Annotated in this window: 20 protein-coding genes; 13 read left to right on the forward strand and 7 right to left on the reverse strand. The window is 71.3% G+C overall.

Annotated elements, in window-relative coordinates; translation table 11 throughout:
• Positions 1 to 11: 11 nt before the first annotated feature.
• Entirely contained in the window at positions 12 to 674 is a 663-nt protein-coding gene (locus tag ACFYZZ_RS38235; protein ID WP_389186501.1) for a PH domain-containing protein, read from the reverse strand.
• A 137-nt stretch (positions 675 to 811) separates the two neighbouring features.
• Here ACFYZZ_RS38235 and deoC point away from each other — a divergent pair, with 137 nt between their 5' ends.
• The 3 genes from deoC to ACFYZZ_RS38250 are packed head-to-tail and all read left to right on the forward strand — an operon-like array spanning position 812 to position 4,126.
• Positions 812 to 1,768, forward strand: a complete 957-nt coding sequence (deoC, locus tag ACFYZZ_RS38240; RefSeq protein WP_386579375.1) for a deoxyribose-phosphate aldolase — start codon at positions 812 to 814, stop codon at positions 1,766 to 1,768.
• A 20-nt stretch (positions 1,769 to 1,788) separates the two neighbouring features.
• Positions 1,789 to 3,225 carry an aldehyde dehydrogenase family protein gene (locus ACFYZZ_RS38245; RefSeq protein WP_389186504.1) on the forward strand — a complete coding sequence of 479 codons (1,437 nt, stop codon included), beginning with the start codon at positions 1,789 to 1,791 and terminating at the stop codon, positions 3,223 to 3,225.
• Positions 3,218 to 4,126: an aldehyde dehydrogenase family protein gene (locus ACFYZZ_RS38250; RefSeq protein WP_389186506.1), complete on the forward strand. Its 909-nt coding sequence runs from the start codon at positions 3,218 to 3,220 to the stop codon at positions 4,124 to 4,126. Before ACFYZZ_RS38245 ends, ACFYZZ_RS38250 begins: the two co-directional genes overlap by 8 nt.
• 90 nt (positions 4,127 to 4,216) lie before the next feature.
• Here the strand turns inward: ACFYZZ_RS38250 and ACFYZZ_RS38255 are convergent, their stop codons facing one another.
• On the reverse strand, positions 4,217 to 4,639 hold the full coding sequence (locus ACFYZZ_RS38255; protein ID WP_389186509.1) for a hypothetical protein: 423 nt from the start codon (positions 4,637 to 4,639) through the stop codon (positions 4,217 to 4,219).
• Positions 4,640 to 4,766: 127 nt separating this feature from the next.
• Between ACFYZZ_RS38255 and ACFYZZ_RS38260 the strand changes: the two genes are divergently transcribed.
• Positions 4,767 to 5,402: a uridine kinase gene (locus ACFYZZ_RS38260; protein ID WP_389186512.1), complete on the forward strand. Its 636-nt coding sequence runs from the start codon at positions 4,767 to 4,769 to the stop codon at positions 5,400 to 5,402.
• A gap of 176 nt (positions 5,403 to 5,578) precedes the next feature.
• Here ACFYZZ_RS38260 and ACFYZZ_RS38265 read toward each other — a convergent pair whose 3' ends face one another.
• Positions 5,579 to 6,316, reverse strand: coding sequence for a SigE family RNA polymerase sigma factor (locus ACFYZZ_RS38265; protein WP_386579134.1), 738 nt, complete (start codon positions 6,314 to 6,316; stop codon positions 5,579 to 5,581).
• A 229-nt stretch (positions 6,317 to 6,545) separates the two neighbouring features.
• Here ACFYZZ_RS38265 and afsQ1 point away from each other — a divergent pair, with 229 nt between their 5' ends.
• The 5 genes from afsQ1 (at position 6,546) to ACFYZZ_RS38290 (ending at position 10,373) form a co-directional block, all read left to right on the forward strand.
• A complete protein-coding gene (afsQ1, locus tag ACFYZZ_RS38270) occupies positions 6,546 to 7,223 on the forward strand; it encodes a two-component system response regulator AfsQ1 (protein ID WP_179851543.1) in 678 nt (225 codons plus the stop codon).
• Positions 7,220 to 8,803: an ATP-binding protein gene (locus ACFYZZ_RS38275; protein ID WP_389186515.1), complete on the forward strand. Its 1,584-nt coding sequence runs from the start codon at positions 7,220 to 7,222 to the stop codon at positions 8,801 to 8,803. The genes afsQ1 and ACFYZZ_RS38275 overlap by 4 nt, the downstream gene beginning before the upstream one ends.
• Positions 8,800 to 9,411, forward strand: a complete 612-nt coding sequence (locus ACFYZZ_RS38280) for a hypothetical protein (protein ID WP_389186518.1) — start codon at positions 8,800 to 8,802, stop codon at positions 9,409 to 9,411. The genes ACFYZZ_RS38275 and ACFYZZ_RS38280 overlap by 4 nt, the downstream gene beginning before the upstream one ends.
• A 107-nt stretch (positions 9,412 to 9,518) precedes the next feature.
• Positions 9,519 to 10,076 (forward strand): VanZ family protein, encoded by a 558-nt coding sequence (locus ACFYZZ_RS38285; RefSeq protein WP_389186521.1) that lies wholly within the window; start codon positions 9,519 to 9,521, stop codon positions 10,074 to 10,076.
• A gap of 93 nt (positions 10,077 to 10,169) precedes the next feature.
• Positions 10,170 to 10,373, forward strand: coding sequence for a PspC domain-containing protein (locus ACFYZZ_RS38290; protein WP_389186524.1), 204 nt, complete (start codon positions 10,170 to 10,172; stop codon positions 10,371 to 10,373).
• 77 nt (positions 10,374 to 10,450) lie between these two features.
• Here the strand turns inward: ACFYZZ_RS38290 and ACFYZZ_RS38295 are convergent, their stop codons facing one another.
• Entirely contained in the window at positions 10,451 to 10,804 is a 354-nt protein-coding gene (locus ACFYZZ_RS38295; RefSeq protein ID WP_386579126.1) for an ATP-binding protein, read from the reverse strand.
• 151 nt (positions 10,805 to 10,955) lie between these two features.
• Complete coding sequence (locus ACFYZZ_RS38300; RefSeq protein WP_389186527.1) at positions 10,956 to 12,131, reverse strand: adenosine deaminase; 1,176 nt, start codon at positions 12,129 to 12,131, stop codon at positions 10,956 to 10,958.
• A 121-nt stretch (positions 12,132 to 12,252) separates the two neighbouring features.
• Between ACFYZZ_RS38300 and ACFYZZ_RS38305 the strand changes: the two genes are divergently transcribed.
• Positions 12,253 to 13,014 (forward strand): alpha/beta hydrolase, encoded by a 762-nt coding sequence (locus ACFYZZ_RS38305; RefSeq protein WP_389186529.1) that lies wholly within the window; start codon positions 12,253 to 12,255, stop codon positions 13,012 to 13,014.
• An 8-nt stretch (positions 13,015 to 13,022) separates the two neighbouring features.
• On the opposite strand, the gene ACFYZZ_RS38310 is transcribed toward ACFYZZ_RS38305, so the two are convergent.
• Entirely contained in the window at positions 13,023 to 13,982 is a 960-nt protein-coding gene (locus ACFYZZ_RS38310; protein WP_389186532.1) for a LysR family transcriptional regulator, read from the reverse strand.
• A gap of 63 nt (positions 13,983 to 14,045) precedes the next feature.
• On the opposite strand from ACFYZZ_RS38310, the gene ACFYZZ_RS38315 reads away from it, so the two are divergent.
• Positions 14,046 to 15,335: an MFS transporter gene (locus tag ACFYZZ_RS38315; RefSeq protein ID WP_389186535.1), complete on the forward strand. Its 1,290-nt coding sequence runs from the start codon at positions 14,046 to 14,048 to the stop codon at positions 15,333 to 15,335.
• A 164-nt stretch (positions 15,336 to 15,499) separates the two neighbouring features.
• A complete protein-coding gene (locus ACFYZZ_RS38320) occupies positions 15,500 to 16,513 on the forward strand; it encodes a sigma-70 family RNA polymerase sigma factor (protein ID WP_389186539.1) in 1,014 nt (337 codons plus the stop codon).
• On the opposite strand, the gene ACFYZZ_RS38325 is transcribed toward ACFYZZ_RS38320, so the two are convergent.
• Positions 16,397 to 16,783 carry an STAS domain-containing protein gene (locus ACFYZZ_RS38325; protein WP_389187014.1) on the reverse strand — a complete coding sequence of 129 codons (387 nt, stop codon included), beginning with the start codon at positions 16,781 to 16,783 and terminating at the stop codon, positions 16,397 to 16,399. The two genes, ACFYZZ_RS38320 and ACFYZZ_RS38325, sit on opposite strands and share 117 nt — an antisense overlap.
• 80 nt (positions 16,784 to 16,863) lie before the next feature.
• Here ACFYZZ_RS38325 and ACFYZZ_RS38330 point away from each other — a divergent pair, with 80 nt between their 5' ends.
• On the forward strand, positions 16,864 to 17,784 hold the full coding sequence (locus ACFYZZ_RS38330; RefSeq protein ID WP_389186542.1) for an AEC family transporter: 921 nt from the start codon (positions 16,864 to 16,866) through the stop codon (positions 17,782 to 17,784).
• The last annotated feature ends 40 nt before the right edge of the window (positions 17,785 to 17,824 follow it).

The raw sequence follows: 17,824 nt of genomic DNA on the forward strand, positions 1-17,824 counted from the left end.
AAGCCTCCGCCTCACCCGATCGCCAGCAGCACCGCCAGCAGCACCGCCCCGGCGGCCACGGGCGCGATCACCTCGTAGGCCCAGCGCACGGTCACCTCGCCCTGCGCCGACTTGGCCTGCCCGCGTCGCTCCTGGGTGGCGCGCAGGTCGTCCATGATCTGGTCGGTCTCGGCGCGGGTCGGCCCGTCGTGGCCGCCGAGGCCGCCGAAGAGGCCGAAGCCGCCGGGCCCTGGGCCCATGGAGCCCCCCTCGCCCTTGGCCGCCGCCTTCGCCCGGCTCTGCTGGCGCGCGGCCTTCTTGCGGGCGCGCAGCGACACGGGGATGGCCCACAGCTGGTACTTGGTGCCGGAGTTGTCGATGACCTCGTTGGTGTAGCCGGAACGCAGGGAGGCGACCTCCCCCCAGGGCAGGGTGATCACCCGGAACGGGTTGCGGACCCGCAGCCGGTCCTCGCCCGAGAAGACCGCCGGCCGCAGGGTGAAGGCGATCACCAGCGGGACGACCAGGATCAGCGCGGCGAGTGCGATCCAGGGGGTGCGCCCGGCGCCGCGGACCAGTGCGTCGAAGCCCAGCCAGGCGGCCAGCGCGAGCAGCAGCACACCGGCCATGAGCGCCATGGGCGAGCGGTAGGTCAGGTCCTTGGCGGTGGCCGACTGGTGGTCCGGGGTCGTCATGGTTCCGATTCTGCACGACGCCGCCGCAAGCGCAGCTACGCGCCCCCGTACCGGCGCTCATCCGTGATCGACAACCAGGCAATGAGCACCCGGGGCTATACAGCCGCTACGCGCGTAGATATGCTCGTCTGGTGACCATGCCCACTGCACCCACAGCACACGCTCTCGCTGACGTCACCGCGTCCGACAGCACGCTGCGCCGCTTCCTCCACGGGCTGCCCGGCGTCGACGCGGTCGGCCTGGAGGCGCGCGCCGCGTCTCTCGGCACCCGTTCCATCAAGACCACCGCGAAGGCGTACGCCATCGACCTCGCCATCTCGATGGTCGACCTGACGACGCTGGAAGGCGCGGACACCCCGGGCAAGGTCCGGGCGCTCGGCGCCAAGGCGGTCCACCCGGACCCGACGGACCGGACGACCCCGACCACGGCGGCCGTCTGCGTCTACCCCGACATGGTGGCCGTCGCCAAGGAGGCCGTCGCCGGTTCCGGCGTGAAGGTCGCCTCGGTCGCCACCGCCTTCCCGGCCGGCCGTGCCGCCCTCGACGTGAAGCTCGCCGACGTCCGTGACGCCGTCGCCGCGGGCGCCGACGAGATCGACATGGTCATCGACCGGGGCGCGTTCCTCGCGGGCAAGTACCTGAAGGTGTACGACGAGATCGTCGCCGTGAAGGAGGCCTGCGGTACGAGCGCCCGCCTGAAGGTCATCTTCGAGACCGGCGAGCTGTCCACGTACGACAACATCCGCCGGGCGAGCTGGCTGGGCATGCTGGCGGGCGCGGACTTCATCAAGACGTCCACCGGCAAGGTCGCCGTGAACGCGACCCCCGCCAACACCCTGCTGATGCTGGAGGCGGTGCGCGACTTCCGCGCCCAGACCGGCGTCCAGGTCGGCGTGAAGCCCGCCGGCGGCATCCGCACCACCAAGGACGCCATCAAGTTCCTGGTCCTGGTCAACGAGACCGCGGGCGAGGACTGGCTGGACAACCACTGGTTCCGCTTCGGCGCCTCCTCGCTTCTGAACGACCTGCTGATGCAGCGTCAGAAGCTGGCCACCGGCCGCTACTCCGGCCCCGACTACGTGACGGTGGACTGATCACCATGGCCAAGGAAAAGATGACCACCGCATTCGAGTACGCACCGGCGCCCGAGTCCCGCTCCGTCGTCGACATCGCCCCCTCCTACGGCCTGTTCATCGACGGCGAGTTCGTGGAGGCGGCCGACGGCAAGGTCTTCAAGACGGTCTCGCCGTCCACCGAGGAGGTCCTCTCCGAGGTCGCCCAGGCGGGCGAGGCGGACGTCGACCGTGCGGTGAAGGCCGCCCGCAAGGCGTTCGAGAAGTGGTCGGCGCTGCCGGGCTCCGAGCGCGCCAAGTACCTGTTCCGCATCGCCCGCATCATCCAGGAGCGCAGCCGCGAGCTGGCCGTCCTGGAGACGCTGGACAACGGCAAGCCGATCAAGGAGACCCGCGACGCGGACCTCCCGCTGGTCGCCGCGCACTTCTTCTACTACGCGGGCTGGGCGGACAAACTCGACCACGCCGGCTTCGGCGCGAACCCCCGCCCGCTGGGCGTCGCGGGCCAGGTCATCCCCTGGAACTTCCCGCTGCTGATGCTGGCGTGGAAGATCGCCCCGGCACTGGCGACCGGCAACACGGTCGTCCTCAAGCCCGCCGAGACCACCCCGCTCTCCGCGCTCTTCTTCGCGGACATCTGCCGCCAGGCGGGCCTGCCCAAGGGTGTCGTCAACATCCTTCCGGGCTACGGCGACGCGGGCGCCGCGCTCGTCGGGCACCCGGACGTCAACAAGGTCGCCTTCACCGGCTCCACGGCCGTGGGCAAGGAGATCGCCCGCACGGTCGCGGGCACGAAAAAGAAGCTCACCCTCGAACTGGGCGGCAAGGGCGCCAACATCGTCTTCGACGACGCCCCGATCGACCAGGCCGTCGAGGGCATCGTCACGGGCATCTTCTTCAACCAGGGCCAGGTCTGCTGCGCGGGCAGCCGCCTCCTGGTCCAGGAGTCGATCCAGGACGAGCTGCTGGACTCCCTCAAGCGCCGCCTGTCGACCCTGCGTCTCGGCGACCCGCTGGACAAGAACACCGACATCGGCGCGATCAACTCGGCCGAGCAGCTCTCCCGCATCACCTCGCTCGTCGAGCAGGGCGAGGCGGAGGGCGCAGAGCGCTGGTCCCCCGCCTGCGAACTGCCGACCTCCGGCTACTGGTTCGCCCCGACGCTGTTCACGAACGTCACCCAGGCGCACACCATCGCCCGCGACGAGATCTTCGGCCCGGTGCTGTCGGTCCTGACCTTCCGCACGCCCGACGAGGCCGTCGCCAAGGCCAACAACACCCAGTACGGCCTCTCCGCCGGCATCTGGACCGAGAAGGGTTCCCGGATCCTGGCCGTCGCGAACAAGCTGCGCGCCGGCGTCGTCTGGTCCAACACGTTCAACAAGTTCGACCCGACCTCGCCGTTCGGCGGCTACAAGGAGTCGGGCTTCGGCCGCGAGGGCGGTCGTCACGGCCTGGAGGCGTACCTCGATGTCTGAGAAGACGGAAAAGACCGACGTGCGGCTGTCGGTCTTCAAGACCTACAAGCTGTACGTCGGCGGGAAGTTCCCGCGTTCCGAGAGCGGCCGGGTGTACGAGGTGACGGACTCCAAGGGCAACTGGCTGGCCAACGCTCCCCGGTCCTCCCGCAAGGACGCCCGTGACGCGGTCGTCGCCGCCCGCAAGGCGTTCGGCGGCTGGTCCGGCGCGACCGCGTACAACCGCGGCCAGATCCTCTACCGCATCGCGGAGATGCTGGAGGGCCGTCGCGAGCAGTTCGTGCGCGAGGTGGCCGACGCGGAGGGCCTGTCCAAGTCGAAGGCCGCCGCCCATGTGGACGCCGCGATCGACCGCTGGGTCTGGTACGCCGGCTGGACCGACAAGATCGCCCAGGTCGTGGGCGGCGGGAACCCGGTGGCGGGCCCGTTCTTCAATCTCTCCTCGCCGGAGCCGACCGGCGTCGTGGTCGTCCTCGCCCCCCAGGAGTCCTCCTTCCTGGGTCTGGTGTCCGTGATCGCCCCGGTGATCGCGACCGGCAACACGGCGATCGTGATCGCGAGCGAGAAGTCCCCGCTCCCCGCCCTGTCGTTGGGCGAGGTGCTGGCCACCTCGGACCTGCCCGGCGGTGTGGTCAACGTCCTCTCCGGCGGTACGGCGGAGATCGCGGCCCCGCTGGCCGCGCACCAGGACGTCAACGCGATCGACCTCGCCGGCGCCGACGACGTCCTGGCGAAGGAGCTGGAGATCGCCGCGGCCGACAACCTGAAGCGCGTCCTTCGTCCACAGCCTGTGGACGACTGGCCGGCGACTCCCGGCATCGACCGCATGACGGCGTTCCTGGAGACCAAGACGGTCTGGCACCCCACGGGGTCGCTGGGCGCGTCGGGTTCGTCGTACTGACCGCTTGACGACCTGACGGCCCGCAGAGCCGGAGAGCCGCGCCACCCCTCCGTCCGGGGGCGGCGCGGCTCTCCTCGTGCCGGTCGGAGTTCAGCCCAGCGGGGCGCCCGTACCGCCGCCCAGCAGACCGGTCACCAGACCCACGCCCGGCACCGCGCTCAGCGACTTGGCCTGCGCGACCGGACCCGTCACCATCTGCGTGCCGACCGGCTTGAAGTCGGCGACCTGGGTGCCCACGCCGTTGTTCAGCGGGTCGACGCCGGTACCGGCGAGCGGGTTGGGCTTGAGGCCGGCGACCGGGCCGGTGACGTAGCCGACCGTCCCGGTGAGGGCCGTCAGGCCCGCGTCGGGGTCGACGTTGCCGAGCGAGGTGGGACGCCACGGCACGTCGAGGACCGGGGCGGCGGCCGCGTGCGCCGTCGCCGCGCCCGCGCCCAGGGCCGCTCCTGCGGTCGCGAGGGCGATCAGGGCGCGCCGCGCGGTGGGGTGCTGGGGGGAAGCGTGTCGGGCCATCGCTGGTGCCACCTTCTGGTGCGCAGGGTAATGAGGTCGACACACAGGGTAGTTGAGGTGAGGGTCACGCTCAAAAGCCGACCCGCGGGGTCGGCAGGCGGCCCACCATGCGTCAAACTGGTGTTCCGTGAGCATTCATCCCCCGTCCCCCGCCCGCGTCGTGCTGCTGTGCGGCCCCTCGGGCTCGGGCAAGTCACTCGTCGCCGCCCGTTCCGGGCTTCCCGTCCTGCGCCTCGACGACTTCTACAAGGAGGGTGACGACCCGACGCTGCCACTGGTGGACGGAAGTTCGGACATCGACTGGGACCATCCTCAGTCGTGGGACGCGGACGTCGCCGTCGAGGCCATCACCCGCCTGTGCGCCTCCGGGTCGACGCCGGTACCGGTGTACGACATCGCGCTGAGCGCCCGTAGCGGCGAGGAGACGCTGCACATCGGGCGCACCTCGCTGTTCATCGCGGAGGGCATCTTCGCCGCGGAGATCGTGGACCGCTGCCGTGAACTGGGCGTGCTGGCGGACGCGCTGTGCCTGACCCGCGGCCCGGTCACCACCTTCCGCCGGCGTTTCCTGCGCGACCTCAAGGAGGGCCGCAAGTCGGTCCCGTTCCTGCTGCGCCGCGGCTGGCGGCTGATGCGCGCGGAGCGGTCGATCGTGACCCGCCAGGTCGCGCTGGGCGCTCACCCCTGCGACCGGGACGAGGCGCTGGGCCGGCTGGCGGCCGCCGCCGCGGGGCGGCACGCGCGGCAGCAGACGGCGGCGTAACAGAACACGCGAGCACGGGAAAGCCGCGAGCACGCAAAGCGGGACTGGACGGACCCCCCGGCCCTCCAGTCCCGCTTCTCGGTTCTCCCCCGTGCTCCCCCGGGTTTTCCCCATTTCCCCCGTGGGCCCACCCCCCAGTGGTCCCCCGTTGGTCCCCCGTCGTTCCCCCCGAACCTTCAGGCGACCAGTTCGCCGAAGGCGTCCTCCTCGTCACGGCCGAAGCTGAGGACCTCGTCCTCGCGCAGCCGGCGGAGCGACCGCCAGATGCTGGACTTCACCGTGCCGACACTGATGTCGAGGATCTCCGCGATCTCCGGGTCCGTGCGGCCCTCGTAGTAGCGCAGGACCAGCATGGTGCGCTGGAGTTCGGGCAGCCGGGCCAGCGCCTGCCACAGGACCGCGCGCAGCTCGGTGCCGCGCATCGCGTCCGTCTCGCCTACGGTCTCCGGCAGTTCCTCGGTCGGGTACTCGTTGAGCTTGCGGCGCCGCCAGGCGCTGATGTGCAGGTTGGTCATGGTGCGGCGCAGATAGCCGCCGACCGCCGCCTTGTCGCTGATCCGGTCCCACGCCTTGTACGTCGAGAACAGCGCGCTCTGCAGCAGGTCCTCGGCCTCGAAGCGGTCACCGGTCAGGTGGTAGGCGGTGGCGTACAGGGAGGCGCGGCGCTCCTGGACGTAGGCGGTGAACTCCGCCTCGGTCAGCGAGCGGCGCTCCCCCGAGTCCTCCCTGTACGCGGATCCCCCGTGCGTTTCCCCCGTGTACGCGTCAACCACCGTCATGTAACCGGTGTGCTGACGCCCGGCGCCGCGAGCGCACCCCCGCCCGCTCACGGCGCCGGACTTCTCGGAACCCCGGTGCACGTCGTGCAGACGCGTGACCACTGCGCTGGTGCTGATGCTGTGCAGCGTGTTCATCTCGCGCTCCCCCGTCGTGGACTTCCGGTGTCCGGCTTGCTCGGCGTACTTCCTTGCCTGTGCCGAAAAGCTTGCCGAGCGACCTTCATGGCCGTGTCCGCCGACTGTCACAGACCTGTCACAGGGGTCCGGCCCAGGACCGTCACAGAGCGCGCACAGGAGGTGGCGGTAGCGAGAGCATGGCGTCGGCAGGTCGTACGAGAGCCCGTCCATGGGCCAGAATGAGCCCGTGCCTTCCCTGTTGCTGATCGAGGACGACGACGCCATCCGCACGGCCCTGGAGCTCTCCCTGACGCGCCAGGGTCACCGGGTGGCCACCGCTGCCAGCGGTGAGGACGGTCTGAAGCTGCTGCGTGAGCAGCGACCGGATCTGATCGTGCTGGACGTGATGCTGCCCGGCATCGACGGGTTCGAGGTGTGCCGGCGCATCCGGCGCACCGACCAGCTGCCGATCATCCTGCTGACCGCCCGTAACGATGACATCGACGTGGTCGTGGGACTGGAGTCCGGCGCCGACGACTACGTCGTGAAACCGGTGCAGGGCCGCGTGCTGGACGCCCGGATCCGGGCCGTACTGCGCCGCGGCGAACGCGAGTCCAGCGACTCGGCGGCCTTCGGCAGCCTGGTCATCGACCGGTCCGCGATGACCGTCACCAAGAACGGCGAGGACCTGCAGCTCACGCCGACCGAGCTGAGACTGCTGCTGGAACTGAGCCGGCGGCCCGGTCAGGCGCTGTCCCGGCAGCAGCTGCTGCGGCTGGTGTGGGAGCACGACTACCTGGGCGACTCGCGCCTGGTGGACGCGTGTGTGCAGCGGCTGCGCGCCAAGGTGGAGGACGTGCCCTCGTCCCCGACCCTGATCCGTACCGTCCGTGGTGTCGGCTACCGCCTGGATGCTCCTCAGTGACCGATACGCAAGGGGGGCTGCGCGGCTGGGCCGCGGGGCGCAAGGGAAGTCTGTCGCGGCTGCGGTTCACCAGCCTCAGGCTGCGACTGGTCGTCGTCTTCGGTCTGGTCGCGCTCACCGCCGCGGTGTCGGCGTCGGGCATCGCGTACTGGCTGAACCGGGAGGCCGTGCTCACCCGTGCCCAGGACGCGGTGCTGCGCGACTTCCAGCAGGAGATGCAGAACCGGGCGGGCGCGCTGCCGGTGCACCCCTCGCAGGACGAACTGCAGCACGCGGCGGGCCAGATGGCCGGCAGCAGCCAGCGGTTCAGCGTGCTGCTGGTCGCCCAGGATCCGAGCGGCGACACGGTGTACGGCAACTCGGGCGGCATCAACGGCTTCGCACTGGAGGACGTGCCGAATTCGCTGCGCGCCGCGGTGAACAAGCGGCAGAAGGTTGCCGGCTCCAACGAGTCGCCGTACCACCTGTACTGGCAGCGGGTCGACAACCACGGCACGCCGTATCTGGTCGCCGGCACCCGGCTGATCGGCGGCGGTCCGACGGGCTACATGGCCAAGTCGCTGGAGCCGGAGGCCAAGGACCTCAACTCGCTGGCCTGGTCGCTGGGGATCGCGACGGGTCTCGCGCTGATCGGCTCGGCGCTGCTCGCGCAGGCCGCCGCCACGACCGTGCTGAAGCCGGTGCACCGGCTCGGGGTGGCCGCCCGGCGGCTCGGCGAGGGCCGGCTGGACACCCGGCTGAGGGTCTCGGGCACGGACGAACTCGCGGATCTGTCACGGACGTTCAACAACGCGGCCGAGGCGCTGGAGAAGCGGGTGGCCGAGATGGCCGCGCGCGACGACGCGTCCCGGCGCTTCGTGGCCGACATGTCCCACGAGCTGCGGACGCCGCTGACCGCCATCACCGCCGTCACGGAGGTGCTGGAGGAGGAGCTGGACGCGGACGCCGGCAGCATGGACCCGATGATCGAGCCGGCCGTACGGCTGGTGGTCAGCGAGACGCGGCGGCTGAACGACCTGGTCGAGAACCTGATGGAGGTCACCCGCTTCGACGCGGGCACCGCCCGACTGGTCCTGGACGACGTCGACATCGCCGACCAGATCACCGCCTGCATCGACGCCCGCGCCTGGCTGGACGCCGTGGAGCTGGACGCCGAGCGCGGGACCCACGCCCGCCTCGACCCGCGCCGCCTGGACGTCATACTGGCCAACCTGATCGGCAACGCGCTCAAGCACGGCGGGTCGCCGGTGCGGGTGTCGGTGCGCATCGACGGGGAGGACCTGGTCATCGCGGTGCGCGACCACGGGCCCGGCATCCCCGAGGACGTCCTGCCGCACGTCTTCGACCGCTTCTACAAGGCCAGCGCCTCCCGGCCGCGTTCGGAGGGCAGCGGCCTGGGTCTGTCCATCGCCCTGGAGAACGCCCACATCCACGGCGGTGAGATCACCGCGGCCAACTCCCCCGACGGGGGTGCGGTGTTCACGTTGCGGTTGCCGCGGGACGCCTCGCGGCTGACGGAGGACAACGGCGAGGGCACCAAGGACGACGAGGTCGGGAATTCCGGGAAGGAGGGGTCATGAGAGCAGGGACCGTACGCAGCCTGCTGGCGGCGCCTCTCCTGGCCGCGCTGCTCACCGGGTGCGGGATCCGGCCCACCGAGGTGCCGACGGACTTCGGCGGGGCGCCCTCCCGGGTGCCGTGCACGCCGTCCGGGCCCGGTGTGTCGACGCAGTCCTCGCAGGGGGTGGCCGTGCAGGTCTTCCTGCTGTGCGGCTCGTCCCTGGTCGCCGTCGACCGGACCGTCCGGGTCCCGGAGGGCACCCCGGACGAGCGGCGCCGGGTGATCGTGGCACAGGGCCTGCTGGACCAGCTCGCCGCGTCCCCGTCGGCCGGGCAGAAGGCGGCGGGCTACACGACGTACGTGCCGGGCGGCCTGAGCGTGACCGGGCCGGGCCGCAAGGACCCGGACGACACGCTCAGGCTGAGCACCGCGCCGGAACAGCTCACCTCCTACGCCCTCGCCCAGCTCGTGTGCACGCTGTCCGACTCGGCGGCGACCGAGGGCGACGGCTCGGTCGTCCTGGGCGGCCCGGGCACCGCCCCGCTGCGCCGCTACGAGTGCACCGACGACGTCCGCAACCGCCCGGGGACGACCGAGCCGCCGTCCAGCGAGGTCACGGCGGCCTGATCAGCCAGGGCCTGTCGGCCGCGCGCGGGCGGGTGTGGCGGACGCCTCATGTGCATCCGCGTGACGGATGCGGAACCGATCGTGCACAGGGGTGCGTCTTGGGGGGCGTGCAGCGTCATGGCTCCATCGGCGGCAGTGCCGCGATCCGCATCCGTGCGACAGGGGGTGTCCTCCTCGTCGCGCACCTCGGGCTCGTCGCCTGGCTGATGCTGCGACCCCTGGACGTCCCCTGGGTGATGCCCGCCAACCTGCGCCCGCTGGCCGGTATCCGGGCCGATCTGGCGCTGGGCTGGCCCGAGGCCGCCAGACGCCTCGGCGAGGGGCTGGCGCTGCTCGCGCCGCTGGGTGTGCTGCTGCCGATGTCCGGCAGGCTCGACGTCTCCCCGCTCACCTCCCTGGTCCGTACGGCGGCCACGGGCGCCCTGATCTCGCTGGGCATAGCCCTGCTGCAGACGGGGGTGCCCGGCAGGGTCGTGGACGTCGACTCGCTGCTGCTGAACACCGTGGGCGTGATCCTGGCCCACTTGGCGGTGGTGCCGGCGGGCCGGGCCTGGCTGCGGCGCCGGGGCGAGCGCGAACCCCACGAGGCGGAGCCGGTCACCGTCCAGGAGGACCTCGCTCAGGGTCGTACCCCGACGATTCCCAGGGTCGGGATCGCCCCGTAGAGCGACGCTTCGTCCCCTTCGTCTCCGTACCGTGGAAGACAGTTGAGGCGATCGACGGGAGAGCCTCACCCGACGCTCACGAAGGAGCCGCAGATGTCCAGCCTCGCCCGCCCCACCCACGGCCGCATGATCGGCGGAGTGTGCGCCGCGCTGGCCCGGCGCTTCGGCACCTCCGCGACGACGATGCGGGTCGTCTTCCTGCTCTCCTGCCTGCTCCCCGGCCCGCAGTTCCTGCTCTACATAGCGCTGTGGATCCTGCTGCCGGCGGAGGACAAGGCCAAGGCCACCGCCTGGTGAGTCCGGGCACGCGAACGCCGCTGGGGCGTCCCGGACCTCTCCGGGGCGCCCCAGCGGCGTCGTGCGCGCGGCGGATGTCAGCCGAGCGGGATGCCGTTCACCGGCACGCCGTGCGTGGGCAGGCCCTGCAGCGGCAGTCCGCCGAGCAGGCCGGCGGCCGGCGCGGTCGGGCCGTCGGCGAGGACCTTCTGGACGGTCGGCTGCGCGGCGGCCAGCCCGGCGCCGAGGGCACCCTGCCCCTGGGCGAGCGCCTGACCGGCGCCCGGCAGCGCCTGTCCGACGTTCTGGGCCGGCAGCGTCTGGGTGACGGTGTCCAGGGCCTGCGTGGCGTCGGGGACGGCCGGGGCCGCGTTGGCCGCGCCCGCACCGACGGCGGCGAAGGCGGCACCGAGGGCGGCGACACCGAGGGTCTTGGCAGCAGACTGCTTCATGGTGAATGCGTCCTTGAATGCGGAGACAGGAGATAACAAACGCTCTGAGCGGTCCACGACCGTAAACATGCCGGACCGCCGCCCGCAAACACCGAAATGCGGACGACTTGTGAAAGCCCGTCCGCATTCCGTGCCGCCGTTCGCCTCGCCGCTACCCCTCAGATCCGGAAGAACCGCTGGTGGAGGTGGTCTGCTGGAACAGCCACTCGGATTTCAGCTCTGCATATCCGGGCTTGACCACGTCATTGATCATCGCCAGCCGTTCATCGAAAGGAATGAACGCTGATTTCATCGCATTGACGGAGAACCATGCGAGGTCGTCGAGCGTATAACCGAACGCCTCGACGAGATGCTCGAATTCCCGGCTCATGCTGGTGTGCGACATCAGCCTGTTGTCGGTGTTGACCGTCGCCCGGAAGTGCAGGCGCCGCAGCAGCCCGATCGGGTGCTCGGCGTAGGAGGAGGCGGCCCCGGTCTGCAGGTTGGAGCTGGGGCACAGCTCCAGCGGGATGCGCTTGTCGCGGACGTAGGAGGCCAGCCGCCCGAGCCGCACCGAGCCGTCGTCACGGACCTCGATGTCGTCGATGATCCGCACCCCGTGCCCGAGCCGGTCGGCGCCGCACCACTGCAGCGCCTGCCAGATGGACGGCAGTCCGAAGGCCTCGCCGGCATGGATGGTGAAGTGGTTGTTCTCGCGCTTGAGGTACTCGAACGCGTCCAGGTGCCGGGTGGGCGGGTAGCCGGCCTCGGCGCCGGCGATGTCGAAGCCGACCACGCCCAGGTCCCGGTAGCGGTTGGCGAGTTCGGCGATCTCCAGGGAGCGGGCCGCGTGCCGCATGGCGGTCAGCAGGGCGCCGACCCGGATGCGGTGGCCGTTCTCCCGGGCGAGCCGCTCGCCCTCCCGGAAGCCCTCGTTGACCGCCTCGACGACCTCTTCGAGGCTCAGCCCGCCCTCCAGATGCTGCTCAGGGGCGTACCGCACCTCCGCGTAGACGACCCCGTCCTCGGCGAGGTCCTCGGCGCACTCCCGGGCGACCCGGACGAGCGCCTCCCGGGTCTGCATGACGCCGACGGTGTGCGAGAAGGTCTCCAGATACCGCTCCAGCGAGCCGGAGTCGGCCGCTTCGCGGAACCAGATGCCCAGTTTGTCGGGGTCGGTCTCGGGGAGCTGGGAGTAGCCCGCTTCCTGGGCGAGTTCGACGACGGTTCCGGGGCGGAGCCCGCCGTCGAGATGATCGTGCAGCAGAACCTTGGGGGCCCGGCGGATCTGGTCCGGCGTCGGGACGTGCGTCGGGACGGTCCCAGTCGGTGCAGTCTGGCTCGTCATTGCCGCACTCTAGCGCCTACGCGCGTAGAGAGCTGGTGTACGGCATGTACTTTTCCGTCGATATTTAACGGTGACCGCACGGACGGGTTTCGTACACCGTCGCTTCTGACACTGTTCTGTCATGGGACAGCAAGCGACGCCGGTCCGAACGGCCAGGCTGGGAAAGGCAGTCGGCCCGGAGCCGACGTCGGTGAGCGGAGCGGTGCTGCTGCTCCCCGGGGGCGAGGAGGTCTCCGCCCGCAGGCCGTCGCCCCTCCAGGCGACGTCCTTGGTCCGCTCCCTCGGCCGCAGGTTCGCTCGCGCGGGCCGCGCGGAGGGCTTGGCTGTCCATACCGTCCACTACCGCTACCGGGGCTGGAACGGCAGCGAGGCGCATCTCGCGGGGGACGCGGAGTGGGCTGCCGACGAGGTCGTACGGCGGTACGGGGACGTTCCCGTGTGTCTGGTCGGACTCGGCATGGGCGGACGGGCGGCACTGCGGGCGGGTGGGCACGAGGCGGTGAACTCGGTCGTCGCGCTCGCACCCTGGCTGCCGGAGGAGGACGTGGCCGCGGCCACCGAGCCGGTGAAACAGCTGGTGGGGCGGCGGGTGCTGGTCGTGCACGGCACGAACGACGAACGGACCGATCCCGAGCTGTCGTTCCGGCTGGCGGCTCGGGCGAAGAAGGTGAACCGGGACGTGTGCCGGTTCGAAGTGCACTCCGATGGCCATGGGTTGCATCAGCACCGGGACGAAGTGCTGAGTCTTGCGGTGGACTTCGTGATGGGGGCGTTGTTCGGGTGTTCGGTGTCGCGGCCTGTGGAGGACGCGCTGGCTGCTCCGCCGCCCATCGGGCTTCGGATGCCGTTGGCTGCGGGGTTCGGCAAGTCGCTGAGACGGTAGGGGGTCCCTCAAGGAAGGAGACTCCCCCTTCTTGAGAGCAGGAACTTCTTGAAGGCGGCCACAGGCGGGGTGTCCGGGCGGTCGGCCAGCCACGCGACGCCGATTTCGCGGGCCGCTCTCGGCGCCGTCACCGTCAGTTCCGCGACGCCCGGTCTCGGCACCGTCGGCGGGGGCAGGAGGGCGACGCCCAGGCCCGCCGCCACCAGGCCCCTCAGGGTTTCTGCCTCCTCGCCCTCGAAGGCGACTCTCGGGCGGAAGCCCGCCTCTTTGCACAGGTCGTCGGTGATGCGGCGCAGGCCGTAGCCGGGTTCCAGGGTGACGAAGGTTTCGTCCGACGCCTCGGCCAGGCGGATGCGGCGGCGGGCGGCCAGGCGGTGGTCGGCGGGGACGACCAGGCGGAGTTTCTGCTCGTCCAGGCGGCGGGCGACGAGGTCGGGCGCGTCGGGGACCGGGGAGGTGAGGCAGAGGTCCAGCTCTCCTGCGCGCAGCCGTTCCAGCATCGCCTCGCCGTAGTTCTGGACCAGGCTGAAGCGGATGCGCGGGTGGTCGGCGCGGAAGGCGTGCAGCAGGCCCGGTACCGTCTCGGCGCCCATGGTGTGCAGGAAGCCGAAGGCGACCTTGCCGGTGGCCGGGTCGGCGTCGGCGCGGACCTCCTCGGCGGCGCGCTCGACCTCGGCGAGGGCGCGTTCGACGGAGGCGAGGAAGGTGCGGCCGGCGGTGGTGAGGGAGACCGTACGGCCGTGGCGGGCGAACAGGTCGACACCCAGGTCCTGTTCCAGGCGGGCCATCGCGCGCGAGAGGGTCGACTGGGGGACGTTCATCTCCTGGGCGGCGCGGGTGACGTGCTCCGTACGGGCGACGCCGGCGAAGTAGGCGAGGCGGGGGGCGAGCAACCTCGACATCTCAGCCATGTCTTCTGTGTCACTGGACGGTGACAGTCGCGCCTGTGAGCTTTGCTGATGCACCATGGGAACGATTATGGCGAATCCATGCATTGGACGGATGAGCGCGGCCGTACGTAGCTTCGAGGCATGTCTCCCGCCAGTACCGGGGCGTCCACCAGCGTGGACGCCGCCCAGCCCGTCCGTTCCTCCGACTCCGCGTCCGACTCCCGCATGGCGCCGGGCGGCCCCGGCTACCGCCGGATGAGCTTCGCCCTCTTCCTCGCCGGAGTCGCGACCTTCGCCCTGCTCTACTCCACGCAGGCCCTGCTGCCGCTGATCTCCGGGGAGTTCGGGGTCGCGGCGAGCGAGGCGAGCTGGACGGTGGCGGCCGCGACCGGCGGTCTGGCGCTGTTCGTGCTACCGATGAGCGCCCTGTCGGAGCGCTTCGGCCGCCGTACGGTGATGACGGCCTCGCTGGCGGTCGCGGTGAGCGTCGGGCTGCTGGTGCCGTTCGCGCCGTCGATCGGCGCGCTGGTGGTGCTGCGGGCGGTGCAGGGCGCGGCGCTGGCCGGTCTGCCGGCCTCGGCGACGGCGTACCTGGCCGAGGAGGTCCGGCCGAAGGCTCTGGTCACGGCGATCGGGCTGTTCGTGGCGGGCAACAGCGTCGGCGGGATGAGCGGCCGGGTGATCACCGGCTGGGTCGCGCAGGAGTGGGGCTGGCGGGTGGCCGTCGGCGTGATCGGCGCGATCGCGGTGGCCTGCGCGGTGGCGTTCCGGCTGCTGCTGCCGGCACCGAAGCACTTCAGGCCCGGCTCGCTGCGCCCGCGCGTCCTGCTCGGCACGGTCCGCGACCACCTCTCCGACCCGCTGCTGCGCCGCCTGTACGCGATCGGCGCGCTGTTCATGACGGTGTTCGGCGGTGTGTACACGGTGATCGGGTACCGGCTGACAGAGGCCCCCTTCTCCCTCCCGCAGGGCATCGTCGGCTCGATCTTCCTGGTGTACCTGGTGGGCACGGTGTCGGCGTCGACCGCGGGCCGTCTGGTGGGCCGGCTCGGCCGCCGGGGCGCGCTGTACCTGGCGGGCGGTACGACGGCGGCCGGCCTGCTGCTCTCCCTGGCGGACTCCCTGCCCTTGGTCCTGCTGGGCCTGATCCTGATCACCGCGGGCTTCTTCGCGGGGCACGCGGTCGCCTCTTCGGCAGTCAGCAAGACGGCCACCCGCGGCCGCGCCCAGGCCTCGGCCCTCTACCAGTCCGCGTACTACGTCGGCTCCAGCGCGGGCAGCACGGTCGGCGCGATGGCCTTCCACTCCGGCGGCTGGGCCGGCACGGTCGGCGTCGGGCTGCTGGCGGTGCTGGGCGTCGTGACGATCACGGTCCTCGGCTCGCGGGCGGCCCGGGTGGCGGCCCGGCGGCAGCTGGTGGCGGCGCACTGAGTCGGCGCACCGAGTCGGCGCCAGGTCCGCTCAACTTCATGAAGCAGCCGGTCTGAACTGCGCTTTTGTGCGCTCGGAGGGCCATTGTCAGCGGGCTGCGGTAGCTTCCGAAGTGCTGGAGCGCGAAGGCGCGTGAACAGAACGGCCACAGGGGTGGGTGGACGATGGGCGACAGCACGGCGACGGCGGACCTGGACGTCGCACTGGAGAAGCACCGGACCGAGCTGACCGGGTACTGCTACCGCATGCTCGGCTCCGCCTTCGAGGCCGAGGACGCGGTGCAGGACACCCTGGTGCGGGCCTGGCGGAGCTACGACAAGTTCGAGGGCCGTTCCTCCCTGCGCTCGTGGCTGTACCGGATCGCGACGAACGTGTGCCTGGACATGCTGACGGCCGGGAACAAGCGGGCCCGTCCCATGGACCTCACGGACTCGACTCCCCTCGCCCAGGCGGCCCTCGCCCCCCGCCCGGACAACACCTGGCTGGAGCCGGTGCCGGACGCGCGCGTGCTGCCGACGGTCGAGGACCCGGCGGAGGCGACCGTCGCCAAGGAGTCGATCCGGCTGGCCTTCATGGCAGCCCTGCAGCAGCTGCCGCCCAAGCAGCGGGCGGTGCTGATCCTGCGCGAGGTGCTGGCTTGGAAGGCGAGCGAGGTCGCCGAGCTGCTGGACACCTCGGTCGCCTCGGTCAACAGCGCACTGCAGCGGGCTCGGGCGACGCTCGCCGAGCGGGAGCAGGCCGGTGCCGAGGCGGCGGTCTCCGACCCGCTCGACGAGGAGCAGCAAAAGCTCCTGGAGCGCTATGTGAAGGCCTTCGAGGGCTACGACATGACGGCGCTCACGGCGTTGCTGCACGAGGACGCCGTCATGACGATGCCGCCGTTCGACCTGTGGCTGACCGGGCACGACGACATCACCGGCTTCATGACCACGCTGGGCGCCGCCTGCGCCGGCTCCCGCCTGCTGCCCGTGCAGGTCAACGGGCTGCCGGGCTTCGCCCAGTACAAGCCGGACCCGGAGGCGGGCGGCTTCACACCGTGGTCGATCCAGGTCCTGGAGATCTCAGACGGTCGGCTGACCGGGTTCCACTTCTTCCTCGACACCCAGCGGTGGTTCCCGCTGTTCGGCCTCCCCCTCCATCTGGAAGCGGAGCCCGACGAGATCGAGGAGGGCGTGTAGCGCGGGGTCCGGGTCGCGCAGCCGTATCCGGCCCCCGGCCCGCCGTGCGGCCAGCTCCAGCCGCGCGAGCAGATCGACCACGGCCAGGCCGGGCGGCCCCAGCCCGCCCACGTCGCAGACGACGACTCCGGCCCCGGTGACCTCCAGCAGCGCCCGTACGTCGTCGCACAGCCCCGTCACTTCGTCCCTGGCGACGGGGCCGGGCAGCACGAGCACGGCAGGTGTCCTCTCATCCACGTGCGGTAGACCGGGGAGCCGCCCGTAACTCATCGCGAACTCATCGCGCCGGCCGCGCACGCGGGCGGAGATCACATTGACCCGCCCCCTTGCTCCGCCGGAGGGTGGGCTCCGTGCAGGGGGTGCTGAGCGGGTTCGCGGTGATCGCGGTCGTCATCGGGGTGGGTTATGTACTCGGGCGGCGCGGCTCGCTCGGCGACCAGGGCCGTGAGGTCCTGACCGGGCTGGCGTTCATGGTGGCGGGCCCGGCACTCCTCTTCACGACCCTGGCCCGGGCCGACCTGTCGGTGCTGTTCTCCAGCCGGCTCCTGGTGACGGCCCTGAGCACGGCCGCGGTCTTTGGGCTCTTCGTGGCGATCGGCGCGCTGCGCCGCTGGGGCGTGGGCCGCACCACGATCGGCGCCCTGTGCTCCGGCTACGTCAACTCGGGCAACCTCGGCATCCCGATCGCCGCGTACGTCCTGGGCGACGCGTCCCTGGTGGCACCGGTACTGCTCTTCCAGGTCGTCCTGGTCACCCCTGTCGCGCTGACGGTCCTCGACCTCTCGGGGACGGGCGAGAAGGGCACGCTCTGGCGCCGCCTGCTGACCCCGCTGCGCAACCCGATAGCCGTCGGCTCGCTGTCGGGCGTCGTGGTGTCGGCGGCAGGCTGGAAGGTCCCCGACCCGGTCCTGGACCCCCTCACCCTGATCGGCAACATGTCCGTCCCGGCGGCCCTCCTGGCCTTCGGCATGTCCCTGCACGGCAGCGCGGCCCCTGGCCGGGGGAGGGACCGCCAACTGGTCCTGCTGTCAGTGGCGTTGAAGTCGCTGGGACAACCGCTGGTGGCGTGGGTCCTGGCACGGGGCGTCTTCGACCTGCACGGCGCCCCACTCCTGGACGTGGTGGTGACCTCGGCCCTGCCCGCCGCCCAGAACCTGTTCACCTACGCCAGCCGTTACCGGGTGGCCGAGGGCCTGGCCCGGGAGTCGGTCCTGTTGTCGACGGTGGTGTCGGTGCCGGTGTTGGTGGGGGTGGCGGCGGTGTTGGGATGAGGTTCAGCCGACCGTGAGGGTGAACACGTCCATGGCCTCA

It is taken from the genome of Streptomyces sp. NPDC001816 (assembly GCF_042892235.1).
Classification (GTDB): Bacteria; Actinomycetota; Actinomycetes; order Streptomycetales; family Streptomycetaceae; genus Streptomyces.

Bases quoted from the DNA above. Each gene is read 5' to 3' on its own strand.
- ACFYZZ_RS38315 (WP_389186535.1), top strand. From the start codon at position 14,046: ATGTCTCCCGCCAGTACCGGGGCGTCCACCAGCGTGGACGCCGCCCAG.
- ACFYZZ_RS38310 (WP_389186532.1), bottom strand. From the start codon at position 13,982: ATGGTGCATCAGCAAAGCTCACAGGCGCGACTGTCACCGTCCAGTGAC.
- ACFYZZ_RS38305 (WP_389186529.1), top strand. From the start codon at position 12,253: ATGGGACAGCAAGCGACGCCGGTCCGAACGGCCAGGCTGGGAAAGGCA.
- ACFYZZ_RS38245 (WP_389186504.1), top strand. From the start codon at position 1,789: ATGACCACCGCATTCGAGTACGCACCGGCGCCCGAGTCCCGCTCCGTC.
- ACFYZZ_RS38280 (WP_389186518.1), top strand. From the start codon at position 8,800: ATGAGAGCAGGGACCGTACGCAGCCTGCTGGCGGCGCCTCTCCTGGCC.
- ACFYZZ_RS38265 (WP_386579134.1), bottom strand. From the start codon at position 6,316: ATGAACACGCTGCACAGCATCAGCACCAGCGCAGTGGTCACGCGTCTG.
- ACFYZZ_RS38290 (WP_389186524.1), top strand. From the start codon at position 10,170: ATGTCCAGCCTCGCCCGCCCCACCCACGGCCGCATGATCGGCGGAGTG.
- ACFYZZ_RS38320 (WP_389186539.1), top strand. From the start codon at position 15,500: ATGGGCGACAGCACGGCGACGGCGGACCTGGACGTCGCACTGGAGAAG.
- deoC (WP_386579375.1), top strand. From the start codon at position 812: ATGCCCACTGCACCCACAGCACACGCTCTCGCTGACGTCACCGCGTCC.
- ACFYZZ_RS38250 (WP_389186506.1), top strand. From the start codon at position 3,218: ATGTCTGAGAAGACGGAAAAGACCGACGTGCGGCTGTCGGTCTTCAAG.
- ACFYZZ_RS38235 (WP_389186501.1), bottom strand. From the start codon at position 674: ATGACGACCCCGGACCACCAGTCGGCCACCGCCAAGGACCTGACCTAC.
- ACFYZZ_RS38295 (WP_386579126.1), bottom strand. From the start codon at position 10,804: ATGAAGCAGTCTGCTGCCAAGACCCTCGGTGTCGCCGCCCTCGGTGCC.
- ACFYZZ_RS38300 (WP_389186527.1), bottom strand. From the start codon at position 12,131: ATGACGAGCCAGACTGCACCGACTGGGACCGTCCCGACGCACGTCCCG.
- ACFYZZ_RS38255 (WP_389186509.1), bottom strand. From the start codon at position 4,639: ATGGCCCGACACGCTTCCCCCCAGCACCCCACCGCGCGGCGCGCCCTG.
- ACFYZZ_RS38325 (WP_389187014.1), bottom strand. From the start codon at position 16,783: ATGAGTTACGGGCGGCTCCCCGGTCTACCGCACGTGGATGAGAGGACA.